The sequence below is a fragment of the Nostoc sp. JL23 genome (assembly GCF_017115065.1).
GTDB lineage: Bacteria > Cyanobacteriota > Cyanobacteriia > Cyanobacteriales > Nostocaceae > Nostoc > Nostoc punctiforme_A.
The window spans coordinates 1-15,710 of record NZ_JABXKN010000051.1; the positions used below are offsets into that span (position 1 = coordinate 1).

General features: G+C 41.5%; 14 protein-coding genes. 10 read left to right on the forward strand and 4 right to left on the reverse strand.

All coding sequences use genetic code 11. From position 1 onward, the window contains the following. Positions 1-747: 747 nt before the first annotated feature. From HWQ42_RS10725 to HWQ42_RS10770, 10 genes are all read left to right on the forward strand, one after another. On the forward strand, positions 748-1,956 hold the full coding sequence (locus HWQ42_RS10725) for an ABC exporter membrane fusion protein (protein ID WP_292811738.1): 1,209 nt from the start codon (positions 748-750) through the stop codon (positions 1,954-1,956). Between the two features lie 81 nt (positions 1,957-2,037). Further along, the gene (gene devC / locus HWQ42_RS10730; RefSeq protein WP_292811740.1) at positions 2,038-3,216 is read left to right on the forward strand and encodes an ABC transporter permease DevC; all 1,179 of its coding nucleotides are present in this window, start codon (positions 2,038-2,040) and stop codon (positions 3,214-3,216) included. A gap of 207 nt (positions 3,217-3,423) precedes the next feature. After that, entirely contained in the window at positions 3,424-4,428 is a 1,005-nt protein-coding gene (locus HWQ42_RS10735; RefSeq protein WP_292811742.1) for an NAD(P)-dependent oxidoreductase, read from the forward strand. A gap of 231 nt (positions 4,429-4,659) precedes the next feature. Beyond that, positions 4,660-5,667, forward strand: a complete 1,008-nt coding sequence (locus HWQ42_RS10740) for a glycosyltransferase family 2 protein (RefSeq protein ID WP_292811746.1) — start codon at positions 4,660-4,662, stop codon at positions 5,665-5,667. Positions 5,668-5,677: 10 nt separating this feature from the next. After that, entirely contained in the window at positions 5,678-6,145 is a 468-nt protein-coding gene (locus HWQ42_RS10745) for a DUF2141 domain-containing protein (protein ID WP_292811748.1), read from the forward strand. A gap of 139 nt (positions 6,146-6,284) precedes the next feature. Then, positions 6,285-7,571: a glycosyltransferase family 2 protein gene (locus HWQ42_RS10750; RefSeq protein ID WP_292811766.1), complete on the forward strand. Its 1,287-nt coding sequence runs from the start codon at positions 6,285-6,287 to the stop codon at positions 7,569-7,571. Positions 7,572-8,158: 587 nt separating this feature from the next. Further along, positions 8,159-9,436, forward strand: coding sequence for a glycosyltransferase (locus HWQ42_RS10755; protein WP_292811750.1), 1,278 nt, complete (start codon positions 8,159-8,161; stop codon positions 9,434-9,436). A gap of 126 nt (positions 9,437-9,562) precedes the next feature. Then, entirely contained in the window at positions 9,563-9,787 is a 225-nt protein-coding gene (locus HWQ42_RS10760; RefSeq protein ID WP_292811752.1) for a hypothetical protein, read from the forward strand. Next, positions 9,777-10,154, forward strand: a complete 378-nt coding sequence (locus HWQ42_RS10765; protein WP_292811755.1) for a type II toxin-antitoxin system VapC family toxin — start codon at positions 9,777-9,779, stop codon at positions 10,152-10,154. The genes HWQ42_RS10760 and HWQ42_RS10765 overlap by 11 nt, the downstream gene beginning before the upstream one ends. A 194-nt stretch (positions 10,155-10,348) precedes the next feature. Further along, on the forward strand, positions 10,349-10,501 hold the full coding sequence (locus HWQ42_RS10770) for a hypothetical protein (protein ID WP_292811757.1): 153 nt from the start codon (positions 10,349-10,351) through the stop codon (positions 10,499-10,501). A 48-nt stretch (positions 10,502-10,549) separates the two neighbouring features. On the opposite strand, the gene HWQ42_RS10775 is transcribed toward HWQ42_RS10770, so the two are convergent. The 4 genes from HWQ42_RS10775 to HWQ42_RS35520 all read right to left on the reverse strand — a co-directional run. Further along, entirely contained in the window at positions 10,550-11,083 is a 534-nt protein-coding gene (locus tag HWQ42_RS10775) for a DUF2085 domain-containing protein (protein WP_292811759.1), read from the reverse strand. A 42-nt stretch (positions 11,084-11,125) separates the two neighbouring features. After that, complete coding sequence (locus tag HWQ42_RS10780; protein WP_292811762.1) at positions 11,126-13,237, reverse strand: TIGR00300 family protein; 2,112 nt, start codon at positions 13,235-13,237, stop codon at positions 11,126-11,128. A gap of 490 nt (positions 13,238-13,727) precedes the next feature. Beyond that, complete coding sequence (locus HWQ42_RS10785; protein ID WP_292811764.1) at positions 13,728-15,341, reverse strand: DUF1565 domain-containing protein; 1,614 nt, start codon at positions 15,339-15,341, stop codon at positions 13,728-13,730. Between the two features lie 259 nt (positions 15,342-15,600). After that, positions 15,601-15,710 (reverse strand): DUF4114 domain-containing protein (locus HWQ42_RS35520; protein ID WP_367119049.1); only part of this gene is annotated, 110 nt, incomplete at its 5' end.

A 15,710-nucleotide genomic window follows, 5' to 3' on the forward strand; every position in this document is an offset into this window, starting at 1 on the left:
TCGACAAGTCTTATTTGACCTCTCCCCCAACCCCTCTCCGTGTCGGAGAGGGGAGTAAAAAGCTGAATTTTTCGTTGCTCCTCCCTTTCCGTTTCCCAGAGGCAGGCTGGGAGGGAGAGGTTCATCGAACTCACGTTAAGTAAGGGCAATTCATAAATTGCCACTACTAGAAATCGTTAGAATAATGTCTTATATTACACAACCTTGATAATAATAATCTGTTAGGAATATCAAATCTGCTTAATAACGAACTATTTGTAGGTATTCAATTGCTAGACAAGAGATTAGCGGTCGGTACATTTTTCAGCACATCATCTTACTGTGCTGAAATATTTTAGTGAGAGAATCAGGACTTATGTCAATTCAAATAGTTGACAATAATCAACTTTTAGTCCATACTTAATAACAAGTTTATCCAGGTTTTGATTCCTTTTTTTAGCGCTTCGTTGTTCTTGAAAGTTAAGTTTTCTGACTAGCGCTATTGTATTTTACGCTACTGGATTAGATATCAAATTAGGATATAACTTAGGAAGCTTTGAAGTAACACGCCATTAATTTTCACGCCACAATAGTAAGTTTGGGCGGTAAAAGCGTACAACAATTCATATAAAACCAATTTAGACACATCCACTTAATTAAGGTAGAAAACCTAGAGGAAAAGTCCTTTTGGGAATTTGCGGATGAGTCATTGTAATCGACTAAATATAACCAGGTTATCCCCTAAAAAAGCAGAATTGGAATGAAAATATGGCAGTAAATAAAGAAAGTCGATTATTCACAAAACCCGTAGGCCGATCGCAAGTAATTTTAGCAGCTTCTCTCACTTTAGCGGCTGGATTAATCACTTTCTATAGTTTGGCACCGTTTTGGTCTAAACCAAAAGTTGTGACAGCGCCAGCCAACCCTCCAAAAGCTGCCACGCCTGCAAAAGTTGCTGTGACAGCCTTGGGACGTTTGGAGCCAGAAGGTGAAATTACTACTTTGACGGCTCCGGCTTCTAATAATGGGGTGCGAGTAGACAGACTGTTGGTGAAAGAAGGAGATACGGTTAAAGCAGGGCAATTATTAGCCTATCTCGAAAATTATGGTCGTTCTAGAACCGCATTACAACAGACTTTAGACCAACTGCAAGTTGCCAAAGCCAAATTAGCGCAGGTTAAATCTGGAGGTAAAACCGGAGATGTCGATGCTCAAAAGGCTGTAATTGCCCGTTTAGAGCCACAATATAAAGGGGATGTTGCGACACAAGAGGCGACAATTGCCCGCATCCAGGCTGAGGTAGATAATGCTCAAGCTGAGAACAATCGCTATCAGCAATTATATAAACAAGGTGCGATCGCGGCTTCTGTAGCAGATACCAAAGCTTTGCAACTAAAGACTACACAACAGCAGCTAACAGAAGCTCAAGCTACCCTCAAGCGCACTCAAGATACATACCAAGAACAACGCAAACAAGCACAAGCGCAACTCACCAGTATTAGCGAAGTGCGTAGCGTAGATGTTCAAGTTGCACAAACCGAAGTCAATAGTGCAACAACTTCTGTTCAACAAGCAAAAGCCGACTTGGATTTAAGTTACATCAAATCTCCCATAAATGGCAAAATTTTGAAAATTCATGCCAAAACCGGAGAAGTTATCAGCACCAGTAGAGGATTTGCTGAAATAGGTAAGACATCTCAAATGTATGTGATTGCAGAGGTGTATCAAACCGATGTTCAAAAAGTGCGTGTAGGACAAAAAGCCACAATTACCAGCACTGCATTTACTGGAACAATAAAAGGAACTGTAAAAGAGATTGGTTGGCAAGTTGACAAGCAAAACATCTTTAGCCTTAACCCTGGTTCAGATACAGACCGCAGAATAGTTGAAGTGAAAATCTCCATCGATAATCCCGCAGATAGTCAAAAGGTCGCTCGTTTAACTAACTTACAAGTCGATGTCGCCATTCATATTTAGTCATAGGTCATTCACAAATGACAAATGACAAATGACAAATGACAAATGACAAATGACGAATGACAAATAATAAATAAATCCATGATTTTCAAAATTCCTTTAGCATGGCTACAGCTAGCCCAGCAAAAAGTTCGTTTATTAGTAGCTGTAGCCGGGATTGGTTTTATTGTGCTGCTAATGTTTGTGCAACTTGGTTTTCAAGATGCCCTCTATTCCAGTGCAACCGCAGTCCATCAGAATCTCAAAGGAGATTTATTTTTAGTTAGTTCGCAGTATAAATCCTTGACTTCAAATCAAAGTTTTTCGCGGACTCGTTTATATCAATCTTTGGGGTTTGATGGCGTAGAGTCAGTTAGCCCTATGTATTTGCAATTTGCCAAACTTAAAAATCCGGCAACTGGTGAGAAATATTCAATATATGTTATTGGTTTCGATCCGGGTAGACCTGTGATAAATCTCCCGGAAGTTGAGAGAAATTTAGATAAACTCAAAACTCCTGATGTCATGCTTTTTGACCGGGGTTCTCGCCCAGAGTTTGGCCCAATAGCTGAAAAATTTAATGCGGGAGAGACTGCACAGACAATTGAAATATTTCCCTTCAATTCATTAATTGGTTATAGAGTAAGAATCGGTGGCTTATTCACATTAGGCCCTTCCTTTGGTGTAGACGGAAACTTACTTGTTAGTGACTCCACTTTCTTGAGGATAAATCCCAATACTCGTCCGGCAGATATGATAGATGTCGGTTTGATTTCCCTTAAACCTGGTACTAATGCAGAAACAGTACTAAAAAATTTGCAAGCAAGTTTGCCTAATGATGTCCAAGTTTTTACACGCCAAGGCTTCATTGATTTTGAGAAACAATACTGGGCTGTCAGAACACCCATTGGTTTTATTCTTAACTTGATGTTGACAATGGCTGCGGTGGTTGGTGTGGTTATTGTTTATCAAATTCTTTACAGCAATATTGCTACACAGTTCGTTGCTTACGCCACCTTAAAAGCCATAGGTTATGCCAATAGCTATTTATTAAATGTGGTATTTCAGCAAGCTTTGATTTTGGCAATCTTAGGTTATATTCCAGGATTTATTACTTCTGTTTTGTTATATAGTTTTGCGGCAGAAGCAACTAAACTGCCAATAGTTATGACCACTAATAATGCAGTGATTGTCTTAACTTCAACAGTTTTAATGTGTATAACATCAGGAGCACTTGCTATCAATAAACTTCGCTCCGCAGATCCAGGAGATATTTTCTAGCTGATGCCTAGCAGCAAAATTACTCGATTGTTTTGCCGCGAGATAGACTGATAGCTAAGTATTAGTGCAGCCTCTCCACAGAAATTTTTTTCTTATATCAATTTTAGATTTTAGATTAAAAGTATTTACCAATATTCAAACTTGGTATTACTTAAGGTCTTTTATCTAACAACTCAAATTCACTTATTTAACAATAATTACGATTTTATGAACCTCAAAGACAAAACTCTCCTAATTACTGGGATTAATGAATTTGTCGGTTTGCGTACAGCCGAGTTAGCCATAGCGCAAGGGATGAAGGTTCGTGGACTACAAAGTTCTACAGAACAGAACAAACAATTACAGAATTTAGGTGTAGAGATAATTATTGGTAGTATTACCGATTCTACTATTGCTCAAAAGGCTTGTCAGGGAGTAGATATCGTTTTACATACAGAGCAAATTGCCGAAGAAGCTGGTGCAATTAAGCATTTTCGTGATATCAATGTTGGCGGTACTGTCAACATGGCTAAAGCCGCTAAACAAGCTGGTGTCAAAACATTTGTGCATCTCTCCAGTGTAATGGTTTATGGTTTCAATTATCCTGATGGTGTTACAGAATCCGGCCCACTTTCTGGTGAAAATAATCCCTACTGTCAAACGAAAATAGAAGCTGAAACAGCAGTTTTAGAACTGAATAATCCTCCAGATTTTGGCATCATCATTATTCGAGCCGGAGATGTTTACGGCCCAGGAAGTATTCCCTGGATAGTCAGACCAATTCTGATGATGCGCCAAAAATTATTTGCTTGTGCCAATGATGCTAAAGGAGTAATCAATCATGTATATATAGATAACCTAATTGATGGCATCTTTCTCGCGATAGAAAAAGAAATTTACGGTGAAATATTTAATCTCACCGACGGACAAGAAACTTCGTGGAAAGAGTATTTTATGCGTTTAGCAGCAATGGAAGATTTGCAAGCACCCCTTTCATTATCGAAAGATGAAATCAAGTTGTTTCTAAAGCTACGTGTTCAAGGACAAAAACTTTTTCGGAAAAAAGTAGATATTTTACCAGAGTCCATAGATTTTATGACTCGTCCTTATGCTTGTTCCATTGCCAAAGCCCAAAATCTGTTAAATTACAAACCAGCAGTTGACCTAGAATTAGGAATGCTGCAAACACATGAATGGCTGCGAAAAACAGATATTCAAAGCTTGATGAAATAATTCACAGATTTTTGAGAATTCAGGAGTCAGAATGGGCTAAACCTTAGCTATCCGCTAACAGAATGATTGGAAAATGAAAAATCTAGGAGACTCTTGATTTACTTGAAATAATTCAGCTTAGTATCAAAGTATCCTTAATTCTGACTCCTGAATTCTGAATTCTTACGTTGCATCTACCTAACTACGATTAAGCGTAAACTAATCCACAGATTTTCCGAATACTTGTTTTCTATGAGTAGCAATCAGCCACGATTGAGCATCGGATTACCTGTATACAATGGTGAAAAATTTCTCAAAGAAGCCATAGATTCACTGTTGGCACAAACCTTTGAAGATTTTGAGCTAATTATTTCAGATAATGCATCTACAGATAAAACTGAAGAAATCTGTAGAGCTTATGTCGAGCAAGACCAACGTATTTGCTACTACCGCAATGACAAGAATATCGGTTGTGCTGGTAACTTTAATCGCGTCTTGCAACTGTCATCGGGTGAGTATTTTAAATGGGCAGCCCATGACGATCTACATTCTCCAGATTTTATCAAGAAGTGTGTTGAGGTACTTGACCAAGATCCTACTATAATCTTGTGTCATTCCCAGGCATATTTCATTGATGAACAGGGGAATTTTATCCAAAATTACGATATCAAAGTCAAGGCCGATGCACTAAAGCCACAGGAGCGTTTTCACGAATTGCTAACCAAGCATTTATGTTATCAATGTTACGGGGTAATTCGCGCTAGTGTTTTGAAAAAGATACCACCTATGGGTGGTTACGGTAATGCAGATGGAATTCTCTTGTTAAGACTTGGTATTCTCGGTAGGTTTTATGAAATTCCTGAATCCCTGTTTTTCATCAGAAGTCATCCGCAACAATCAATGAGTCTGTTCTTTCCAAATTACTTGCTGTTTGCTGACAAAACCAAAAAACCATTATTGAGTATGCTCCCCGATTTTTATGGGTATGCAGTATGGTTTGATTCAGCAAAGAAAGGACGAATTTTATTGCCCCATTGGAGAATAACCTGGGAGTATGTACTCTCTATATGGCGTAGTCCCCTGAGTTTGAATGAGCGGCTATGTTGTCATATAAGTCTACATCAGCAGTTAAAAGGGACAGAATATCTTTTACTGAAAGATTTGCTAATAGTGCTGCCCAGACTTTGGAAAAGTTGGCGAAAAGCATCAATAAAAAAACAACAAGCCACACTCTTAACGAATCACAATCACCTATTTTGACTACAAAACTATGCTGAAACTATCTCAACTATCTCATGTTTTGCTTGTTACTTTAGTGAGCATCAGCTTTGCTAAAACAGTGAACGCAGAGCCAACTGCAACACTTAATGTTGTAGTAAATGGAATAAATCACAAAAAAGGTGAGATTTGCTTCCGAGTTTATGCAAATGAAAAAGGATTTCCAATGAGTAGTACTAGTGAAGCTCAAAGTGGCTGCGCTAAGATTAATGGCACTTCTGTAAAAAAAGAATTCTCCGGTTTGAAACCTGGAACTTATGCTGTCGCTGTGGTTGACGATCAAAATGGCGATCGCAAACTCAATAAAGACTTTTTCGGTATTCCCAAAGAAGGTTTTGGGATTTCCAAAAATCCAACTGTGTCTATACAAACAGGTACACCAAAGTTTCGTGATGCCAGTTTTGTTGTAAACAAAAATACAACAGTGACCATCATCATGAAATATTCGCTCGATTCCTAAAGGCGACTGGGGATTGGGGAAAGAGGCGGGGGAGAAGTTGCAGTAAGTTTTTCCCCTCTGCCTCTTGTGCCCCATGCCCAATGCCCAATGCCCAATGCCCAATGCCCAATCCCTAATTCTGTCGGAGACTAAAAATTTAATGGAAGATTTGGCAATATTTCTGTCTAAGTCTTTGACGGGTTGGCTGGTTATTCAGGTGTGTTTTACGCTTGTCTTTATATGGTATCTGCGCTCGTCTAAAAAAAACTTATTACCAGACGATCAGTTACCCAAAACCGCAGTAATTCTTTGCTTACGCGGAGCCGATCCGTTTTTGCCTAGATGTTTGCGATCGCTCTTAAATCAAAACTATCCACAGTATGATTTAAAGTTGATCGTTGATAGTCACGAAGATCCCGCTTGGAAAATTGCTAGTGAAACCATCACTGAGCAAGAAGCGACTAATGTTCAAATCAGCGCTTTAAGAATAGTACGCAACAATTGTAGTCTCAAATGCAGTTCTTTAATCCAAGCTATCCGAGAGTTGGACGATTCTTATAAGGTGGTTGCTTTAGTAGATGCTGATACTATAGTTCATCTGAATTGGCTGCGAGAATTAGTCAGTCCTCTAAGCGATGCAAAAGTCGGCGCAACAACCGGCAATCGTTGGTACGTACCAACAGGCAGATATTGGGGTTCTTTAGTGCGGTACGTCGGGAATGTGTCCACAGTAGTGCAAATGTTTATCTTCCAGATTCCTTGGGGTGGAACTTTAGCTGTGAAAACAGAAGTACTTCGCCAAACAGAACTGCTAGATAAGTGGGGACAAGCTTTAGGTGAAGATTTTATGATGCACGACATCCTGAAAAAACATGGTTTTCAGGTAAAGTTTGTGCCTTCGCTGCTAATAGTCAATCGTGAAGAGACTGATTTATTCAACTTAATAGACTATCTCAAGCGCCTTATCCTTTTTTCTCGACTGTATCATCCCCGTTGGTTAGCTCTTGTTAGTGAAGCTGTTTCTAGCATTTTGTTTCCGACTCTACTGAGCGTGTTAGTTCTAGAGTCGCTGTTAGAGGCAAAATGGGAAGCTGCGGCTGTGTTGTTAGGCTGCTATGGAGTTTACACTGTCGGATTACTCTTGATAATGCTGGTGTTGGAATTAGAGATACAGCGAGTGGTTCGCTCTAATGAGCAGGCGATGCCTACCGGCAAGCCGTTCCACGTCTACGCCAAATTATCAGCTGCTACAATCATAAAAATGTTGATTGGGATTCCGTTAACACAGTGGGTTTATGGGTTAGCGATGCTATCATCCCTGTGGACATCAACAGTTACCTGGCGCGGTGTCAGCTATCGCGTTAAAGGGCCTTGGAATGTCCGCTTAGTGGAATATCGCCCTTATCAATGGTTGGATCAGCCTATTAATAGCAAGGTTTCTCTTTGAATTAAATTGCTAAATATCAACTAGGGCATGAAAGTTATTACACTAAACATTCCCTAGTCTTCAAATTATATTATCTTATATTTAGTAGAACTATATTAGCTATAACTCTTGAGAAAATACGTTTTTACTTGTTGATTAACAAAACGCATTTACATTTTTTGCAAGGGTTATAGACAAATATATTAAGGGGAATTTTGACTTAGCATTTTGGATGTTTTTAGAGCTTACAATCCAGTTTTATATAAGGGTTTGCAATTGAGTCTACCTAATCTCCAACTTTTTCTCTACCTCTCTCTAACCATCTCTTATTAGGAGAGAAAAATGGAAAAACTTTTGTCACTGTCAGGGAACTAAACCTCAAAGCATTTCTTCTATAAGGAGACAGCAGACTCTATTACACACAAACTAGAAGCACTATAAACATCCACTTCAAAATCGAAAACTTCAGCTATTTGACAATGCGTAAATCCTTAGTCTAACTGTATTAGTGGGAATTTCTGAGCCAGAGAATCAGGATGTTCATGAAACATAAGCTGCGTAAATCCTAAGTTAAAAACCAGCAATTTTGTGAAATATTCCCCTTTATTATGACTAAGCAAAAACTTCGCATTGCACTGTTTACAGGATTGTATGCTCCTTTCTTAACTGGTGTTTCCGTTGCAGTTCACCAACGAGTTCGTTGGTTGCTAGAGCAGGGACATGAGGTTTTTCTAATCCATCCGCAAATTAACGATCGCTACCCCAAAAATGTCGGCGATCGCCCCATGCCAGGTTTAGAGGAAATTCAGTCTTTCCCCAACTTCTCTGCTTACGCATTCCCCACAGAACCGCTGCTATTCTACAAGTCTCTTCCTCAACCATTGAACTATCGACATTGGAGCGATACCAAGTTGCTGGAGAAATTCAAACCCGATATTATCGTGGTTGAAGAAGCAGCGCAAATGAGAGGTTTGTACTCATTTTTCTTGCAAGGTTATGGTCGTCCAATCGGTACTCAATACGCAAAACGAACAGGTACGCCAATAATATCACTCTTCCATACAGATATCGTTGCGTATATCAAATATTACTTTGGAGACCGATTCTTCAATTTGGTTCGTCCCATCGTTCCCGTTTTAGTTAAGCAGTTTAGTGAGTCTTATGACTTCAATTACTTCTCTTCTAAAGAGCAACTGACTAAATACGAAGAACTGAAATGCCAACGTGCTGAATACGTCGCTTATCAAGGCATCGATTGCGAAAAATTTCACCCGCGAAACATTTGTTACGACCCAATTCCCAACGATAACCGACCGACTCTTTTGTTTGTCGGACGCATCACACCCGAAAAGAATGTCAACCAACTGCTTGATATCTTTCCAGTCATAGCAGCCAAAATTCCTGATGTTCATCTGGTGATTGTTGGTAGTGGCCCGCTAGATGAAGAGATTCGCGAGCGTGCTAAAAAGTTTGGATCGGGTATTACTGTATGGGGCGAGTCTCACGGTACAGAACTTCTAGGTTGGTTTGCCAGAGCGGATGTTTTTGTTAACCCCTCCGTCACCGAGAACTTCTGCACGACAAATAACGAAGCGTTAGCGTCTGGAACCCCTCTAGTTGCTGTTGTTGCACCGTCAACCTCAGAACAAGTATCTCCTGGTCGTAACGGCTTCCTTGCACAACCTAACAACCCTACAGACTTCGCTCAAAAGGTAATTGCGATTCTGGAAAATCCTGATTTGAAAGCAGATATGACTAGACATGCTCGCCCCTCTATACTCGAATTTGATTGGTCGGCATGTATGCAGAAATTGGAAGACAAACTTTACCAGATTGTTGAAGGATCACAGAAGGTGGAGGTAGGTACAGGCAGTATAAGACAATAACAATCACATAGAGATCGCTAGTATTTATGGTACTAGCGATCGCTAATTAGTGACTTTGACTAAGGCTGTTAGTTAAAAGGTGCGATCGCATTAAAATGAAACCAGAGTTTAATAGCTGGGATAATAATGGAAGTTTTTCAACTTACGACAATTGTTGATGCGTCGGGACATTTGCATCTTGATATCCCAACACAGCTAGCGCCTGGACAGGTCAATATTGTGGTTGTTCTGAATCCAGTTGCATCAGACAAAACACAAAAATCTGATTATGATTTTTCCGATCTTGCAGGGAAATTGGTCTGGGAGGGAGATGCATTAGCAATGCAAAAGGTTCTACGGGATGAGTGGTAGTCGCTACTTGTTGGATACAAATGCGATCGTAGCACTGCTACAAGGTAATTCAAAACTGCTGCAACTGTTACAAAATGCTGATTGGATCGGGATTTCAATTATTAGTAAAATTGAATTTCTAGCATTTTCTGGGTTGAGTCAGGGAGATCGCCAACTTTTTGAGCAATTTATCCAACGAGTTGAAGTTGTTAGTTTAATGGCTGATGATACGGTGTTAATTGAGCAAATTATCCAACTTCGTCAGCAATATAGGTTGAAACTACCCGACGCAATCATCGCAGCGATGGCACTTCAGGCAACTGCGAACCTAGTAACGGCGGATCGGGAATTTGCGAAAGTATCAATATTAGCAGTTCTTGACTGGTAGCGTAGACACGTAGCGGCTTGTCGCCAGACATCCCTCTCTTATCTTCTTTACCACCCCAGCCATGACAGGGATTTTATCGCAATCCATTGCTTCTCATTGTGGCTCTGCTGTGAGTAAAGATTATGTTTTGAGTAATAAAAGGGAACATGGTACTAAATTGGATAGTACTTTGTTCTGCAATACTATCCTGCCAGATGGTAGTTTGGGAAACGATGGGTGTGATTATTTTGAACTGTGGCAACGTGGAAGCTTCCGGTTCAGCTAGCAAAAATCAGAACACAAGCGTCCCCGCCGCAAAAAGTCAGTCCCATCATGAGCGACTAACTGCTGTCAAAGCAGCGATTTAGGGAATGCTGACTAAGCGATGTCTACGACGGGCTACGCCTATGCAAAAGTTACGCTGACGCCTTATTATTAATGTATCGGCTGGCACCCTGCCACCCATGCAATATGGGCATAGTAAACAATCCCCACGCCAAACCTGTAATTAACCCAAAAGGCGTAACCAGATAGTTATTAAAACTCCACAAACCGAAAATCTGTGCTGCCAATTCCAAAGGATAAGCCATCATTAGCACACTAGCTAACGCCACACCACTCCAGCCATACTGACTCAACCAGTAAAATCCCTTACCACCAGTTACGCCATACAGCAGACGAGTAATCAGCAAACCCGTGACAGTGCCGTAGCAGCGCATACACACAGCCATAATAAACGGTGGTGCTAAATCTAACCCCATCTCTGGTTGCGGACAGACATGATTACCCATGAAATAAATGATGTCCGCAATCCCAGGAAGCAAAGACACTCCAGACGCAGCCAAAAAGGGAGCGATAGGCGGGCCAAAAACCATCCCTACCAACAAGAAATCAGCAATCAAACTGACCCAATTAACCTGCAAATCTTCACTGAAAGCTACTCTTGTCATCTCCCTTTCTCTGCGCCCTCTGCGCCTCTGCGGTTCGTTCTCTTAACCTACCTTATTCACATAAGGACTTGTCAACTTATCCAACTGCTGAATCAGCAGACTGAGAAATAATCCCACATCCGTCACCACACCCACCGATTCTACAGAACCGCGATCGCTTAACTTAGTCACCACAGCTGGATTAATATCCACACACACCATTTTCACACCAGCCGGAGTCATATTCCCCACGCCAATCGAGTGCAGCATCGATGACAGCATTAAAATCATCTCTGCACCTTCTAGGTGTTTGGCATATTCCTCCTGTGCTTGAATCAAATCCATTACGGTATCAGGTAAAGGCCCGTCATCCCGAATCGATCCCGCAAGCACAAAAGGTACATTATTGTGGACGCACTCATACATCACGCCACTTTTAATTGCCCCCGCCTCCACAGCTTTCGGAATGCTGCCATAACGACGGATACTATTAATTACCTTCAGGTGATGGCGGTGTCCACCACGAACGGCGACACCCCGCTTCATATCCACACCCAAGGAAGTGCCCATGATATTTTGCTCGATGTCGTGAACTGCGATCGCATTACCACCCAGCAACGCCTGTACATATCCTTCCCGAACCAATTGCGCCAAGTGTTCGCCGCCACCGGTGTGAATCACCACCGGACCAGCCGTGACAACTACTTTACCACCAGCATCGCGGATTTTACGCAATTCCCAAGCCACTTGCTCAACGACCAACTCCACGCGCCGTTCGCTGGAAACACCCGCCGACATAAAGCTGAATTCTTGGGTGCTGCGGAGTTCCCGCGATTCAGTTTTGCGGATGGTGCGGATACCTAAAACGTCTACAATTACCTGTTCGCCAACTTTTAAATCGCGGAGTATTTTACACCGAGCAACTAAACCTGTAGGAGTTTGAGTAATAGCGATCGCGCCATCCATCCGTTGATTTTCTACCTTCACCCACTGACCACTAATGCGTACTTCGGTGGGATAAATTGTACTGACGTAGAAATCATCAGGTGCAACACCATCTTGGATTACCGGTTCCAAGATAGCATCTCGTTCATCATGGGGTAAATCTACAGCACCCAAATCAATCAGCATTGAGATGATTTCTTCCATCACCTCATGAGATGGTGCTGATACCTTCACCTCTGCGGCTGAGGTACTTTGGCGCTGTTCTCCCAAGTTGAAATTCAGGACTTGGAAACTTCCCCCGGCATCTATAATCAAATCCAAAGCGCGGTTAATTAAGCCAGCATCTAGCAAATGCCCTTCCATGCGAATGACGCGGCTTTCTACCGAGACATTGGCATGAATTTCATCTCTAACTGGTTCTGTAACCCGCAGAGTTAAGCATTTAGCCGCGCCACCAGCTTTGAGAAATTCTGTCAGCGGTGTTTCCAGCACTTGGAAACCTACATCTGCAAGACGGGTTTTCAAAGCATCACTCGCCTTGTTCATGATGACGATGTTATCCACATTCACTGTATTACAAGCGAAGTTGACTGCATCGGCTTCTTCAATTGCGATTAGCTTTTCTGGTGCGACTCGCATTTCAATTAAGCGGTTGGAGTAAGAATCAAAAGCACCGGGATAGTACAGCAAATAGCCATTTGTTAAGGGACAAAAGCAGGTATCCAGGTGATAGAAACGTTCGTCAATGAGTCGTAGGGATAGCACCTCAATATCCAGCCATTTAGCTAGATAAGGGTGAGAATCTAATTCCGAGCGGAAACCGTATCCCGCCCATAACCAGCGTCCTTCCCGATCTAGTAGTGCGTCTCCTGCTCCCTCAAAGGGCAAATCTTTGGGAAGTTCATTGACTGTATAACCATTTGCCTCAAACCATTGCTTGAAGAAAGGTTCCTCGCCCTGACGTTCTTTGTGCAAAAAGCGACTGAGGACGACATTATCGCCTAGAACTAAGCCAGCGTTGGCGGTAAAAACCAAATCAGGCCAGCCTTTTTCAGGTGGTACTAAATCTACAATGGCGTGTTGTTTAAGGATTTGGTGTAGTCCCTGCCACTGTTCCACGGCGCGATCGCGCGATGACTTGTGAATATTCCCTTCCATCCAAGGATTAATCACATAGTCCACGTCATAGTGGTCAGGAGGGCACATTAAAAAGCGAATCCGGGAAGTCATAAAAATCTTACAAGCGTTTTATATGCTACAAGCTTACTTTGAATACAGATTTTCGATTTTCTACAATTCGTAAAATCTGCTACTAAAGCTTCTATCTTTTGATAGTTGAAGACTTTACCAAGCCTTCGTTATCAATTCTATTACTGGAACATGGTAATAATACCAATTCAAAATTCAAAATTAAGAAAGCCTGATTTAATCTGGTTTCCAGGAAAGTGGGGCAGGTGAAAACACTGTTAAAAGCAGTCAGTAGTAAATATTGGTAGCGATCGCTAAATACACTTGCATTAAAGCTTAACTTTTTATCAAAGTCAATTTTTTTAACGTAGACGCAAAACTACCGTAGGCTAACGCAAAGAATGCATACTCCTACGGAGAAGCAAGCTACGCCCTAGGTTTCGTAGAGAAGAATGCAAAGGAAAAAAAGGAAGAAATACTTAACTGAACTGATTTTCCTATAAATGATTTGCTCCCCTGCCCCCTGCCTTCCTCAAGCAGTTACTATATAAGGCGAGTTGATCGCTGCTACACGCCCAGCATCTACCAATGCTTGATACACGATCGCCGCTACCTCACCACGCGTAGCATCGCGGGTAGGATTAAGTTGTTTCAGGTTTGGGTAATTGACGATAATTTCTTTGTTTATAGCTTTTACTACCTCATCCTTGGCATATTCAGGAATCTTGGCTTGGTCATCGAAAACTTTGATAGTTGCCGTACCATCGCTAGATAGCCCCAATCCATTCACCAGGGAGACAATCACTTGCACGCGCTGGATATTTTTGTTGGGACTAAAGGTATTGTCGGGAAAACCAGAGAGAAATAAACCCTGATATGCCTGCTGAATTACCTTGGATGCCCAGAAGTCTGCTGGTACATCTTTGAATTTGATCGCTGCACGGCTTGGTGGCGGGTTGAAAGCTTTTACCAGTATTGCCGCGAATTGTGCCCGTGTCATTGTCGCATCGGGTTTAAATGTGCGATCGGGAAAACCATTAACTATCCCCAATTTGACTAATTCCCGAATAAACCTACCTGCCCAATGATTCGCAATATCGGTTAATTCGATTGTTGGAGTTGGAGTTGGAGTTGAAGTTGGCGTTGGCGTGGGAGTTGGAGTTGGGGTTGGAGTTGGAGTTGGAGTTGGTGTTGGCGTGGGTGTTGGTGTTGGTGTGGGTGTTGGTGTGGGTGTGGGTGTTGGGGTTGGAGTTGGTGTTGGCGTGGGTGTTGGAACCGAACTATCTGCAAACTCTATGTTTCCGGCGACTTTAGACGCATCTATTTTATTTCCTAGAGAAATCAGCTTGTTGGAACTGACATTTTGCAAATCAAATTTACCGTTATTGCGTAGAGTATTGCCTCCTGGATTATTGGTACTGCCGATATCCGGTAGAGCAGTTCCAATTACTGTAAGCCCATCATCAGTATTATTTTCGCTGACATTATTACGTAATACGGGACGGGCACTACCAGAGATGACAATGCCAGAACGGTTTTCATAGATTCTGTTATCTCGAAGGATGGGCGATGCAGTATCACTAATGGCAATACCAAAACCTGTTTTGAAGTAGGTATTATTTTCAATTTGACCTTTAGAATTTTTAGCGATCGCAATTCCATTAGCTGCATTCTCACTGAACACATTACCTAGAATCACTGGATTAGCATCGCCTGTAGCAAATATTCCCTCCCGCTTATTGTTGATGAAGGTGCTATTGGCAACAGTAGGAGCAGTTGATTCAATCCAGACACCACTACCACGGCTAGCCAAATTTGTTACAGTCACGCCCCTGAGTTGCGCTTTATCGAGCAGCACAAAAGTGACATTCTGACCAGCAAAAGTACGGCTCAGATAACTACCACTTCCTTCAATTAAAATACCATTGCCTTTATTGGCTTCATTACCCACCACTGTTACGCCAGATGGAATCGTTAACGGAAAGACTTCACCACTAGCAGCATTGTAATTACCATCTGCCAGTTGAATCTTGGTATCAACAGTAGCTACCTTGAGAGCTTGCGTAATAGTTTTGAAGGGGGCTTGTTGGCTACCAGGATTGGTATTGCTGCCGGATACTGGATTTACGTAAAAAGTTTGAGCCATATTTATACTTTCATAAAATACATAGCTATCCTAGCGCTAACCGTAAAAGTGGGTAGCGTTTGATGCATTAAGTAACTTTAAGTACTTCTCACTACAAAGTTAAAAACTTATGCAAATGCATTTGCATAAGTTTTTATTAGTAAATGAACGAGTATTTGATGGTCATGTATCGCTGAGTCGTTTTTCGGTAATCTTAAGAAAGATCCGGGTAATGGATAGTCTACAAGGGAAGGGGCTGGGGGTTAGGTCTGTATTAGACTCAAGCGATACCCGCCATAGCAGTAGTCAAATTAACTTTGATAATCAGATCATTAAAATCCTTGTCGCCACCATTGGCTAAATCCTCAAAGCCAAAAGTATTACTAGCTA

Excerpts from the sequence above, each read along its gene's own strand:
- HWQ42_RS10745 (WP_292811748.1), top strand. The coding sequence starts at position 5,678 with ATGCTGAAACTATCTCAACTATCTCATGTTTTGCTTGTTACTTTAGTG.
- HWQ42_RS10755 (WP_292811750.1), top strand. The coding sequence starts at position 8,159 with ATGACTAAGCAAAAACTTCGCATTGCACTGTTTACAGGATTGTATGCT.
- HWQ42_RS10740 (WP_292811746.1), top strand. The coding sequence starts at position 4,660 with ATGAGTAGCAATCAGCCACGATTGAGCATCGGATTACCTGTATACAAT.
- HWQ42_RS10775 (WP_292811759.1), bottom strand. The coding sequence starts at position 11,083 with ATGACAAGAGTAGCTTTCAGTGAAGATTTGCAGGTTAATTGGGTCAGT.
- HWQ42_RS10785 (WP_292811764.1), bottom strand. The coding sequence starts at position 15,341 with ATGGCTCAAACTTTTTACGTAAATCCAGTATCCGGCAGCAATACCAAT.
- HWQ42_RS10735 (WP_292811742.1), top strand. The coding sequence starts at position 3,424 with ATGAACCTCAAAGACAAAACTCTCCTAATTACTGGGATTAATGAATTT.
- devC (WP_292811740.1), top strand. The coding sequence starts at position 2,038 with ATGATTTTCAAAATTCCTTTAGCATGGCTACAGCTAGCCCAGCAAAAA.
- HWQ42_RS10765 (WP_292811755.1), top strand. The coding sequence starts at position 9,777 with ATGAGTGGTAGTCGCTACTTGTTGGATACAAATGCGATCGTAGCACTG.
- HWQ42_RS10750 (WP_292811766.1), top strand. The coding sequence starts at position 6,285 with ATGGAAGATTTGGCAATATTTCTGTCTAAGTCTTTGACGGGTTGGCTG.
- HWQ42_RS10780 (WP_292811762.1), bottom strand. The coding sequence starts at position 13,237 with ATGACTTCCCGGATTCGCTTTTTAATGTGCCCTCCTGACCACTATGAC.
- HWQ42_RS10725 (WP_292811738.1), top strand. The coding sequence starts at position 748 with ATGGCAGTAAATAAAGAAAGTCGATTATTCACAAAACCCGTAGGCCGA.
- HWQ42_RS10770 (WP_292811757.1), top strand. The coding sequence starts at position 10,349 with ATGGTAGTTTGGGAAACGATGGGTGTGATTATTTTGAACTGTGGCAAC.
- HWQ42_RS10760 (WP_292811752.1), top strand. The coding sequence starts at position 9,563 with ATGGAAGTTTTTCAACTTACGACAATTGTTGATGCGTCGGGACATTTG.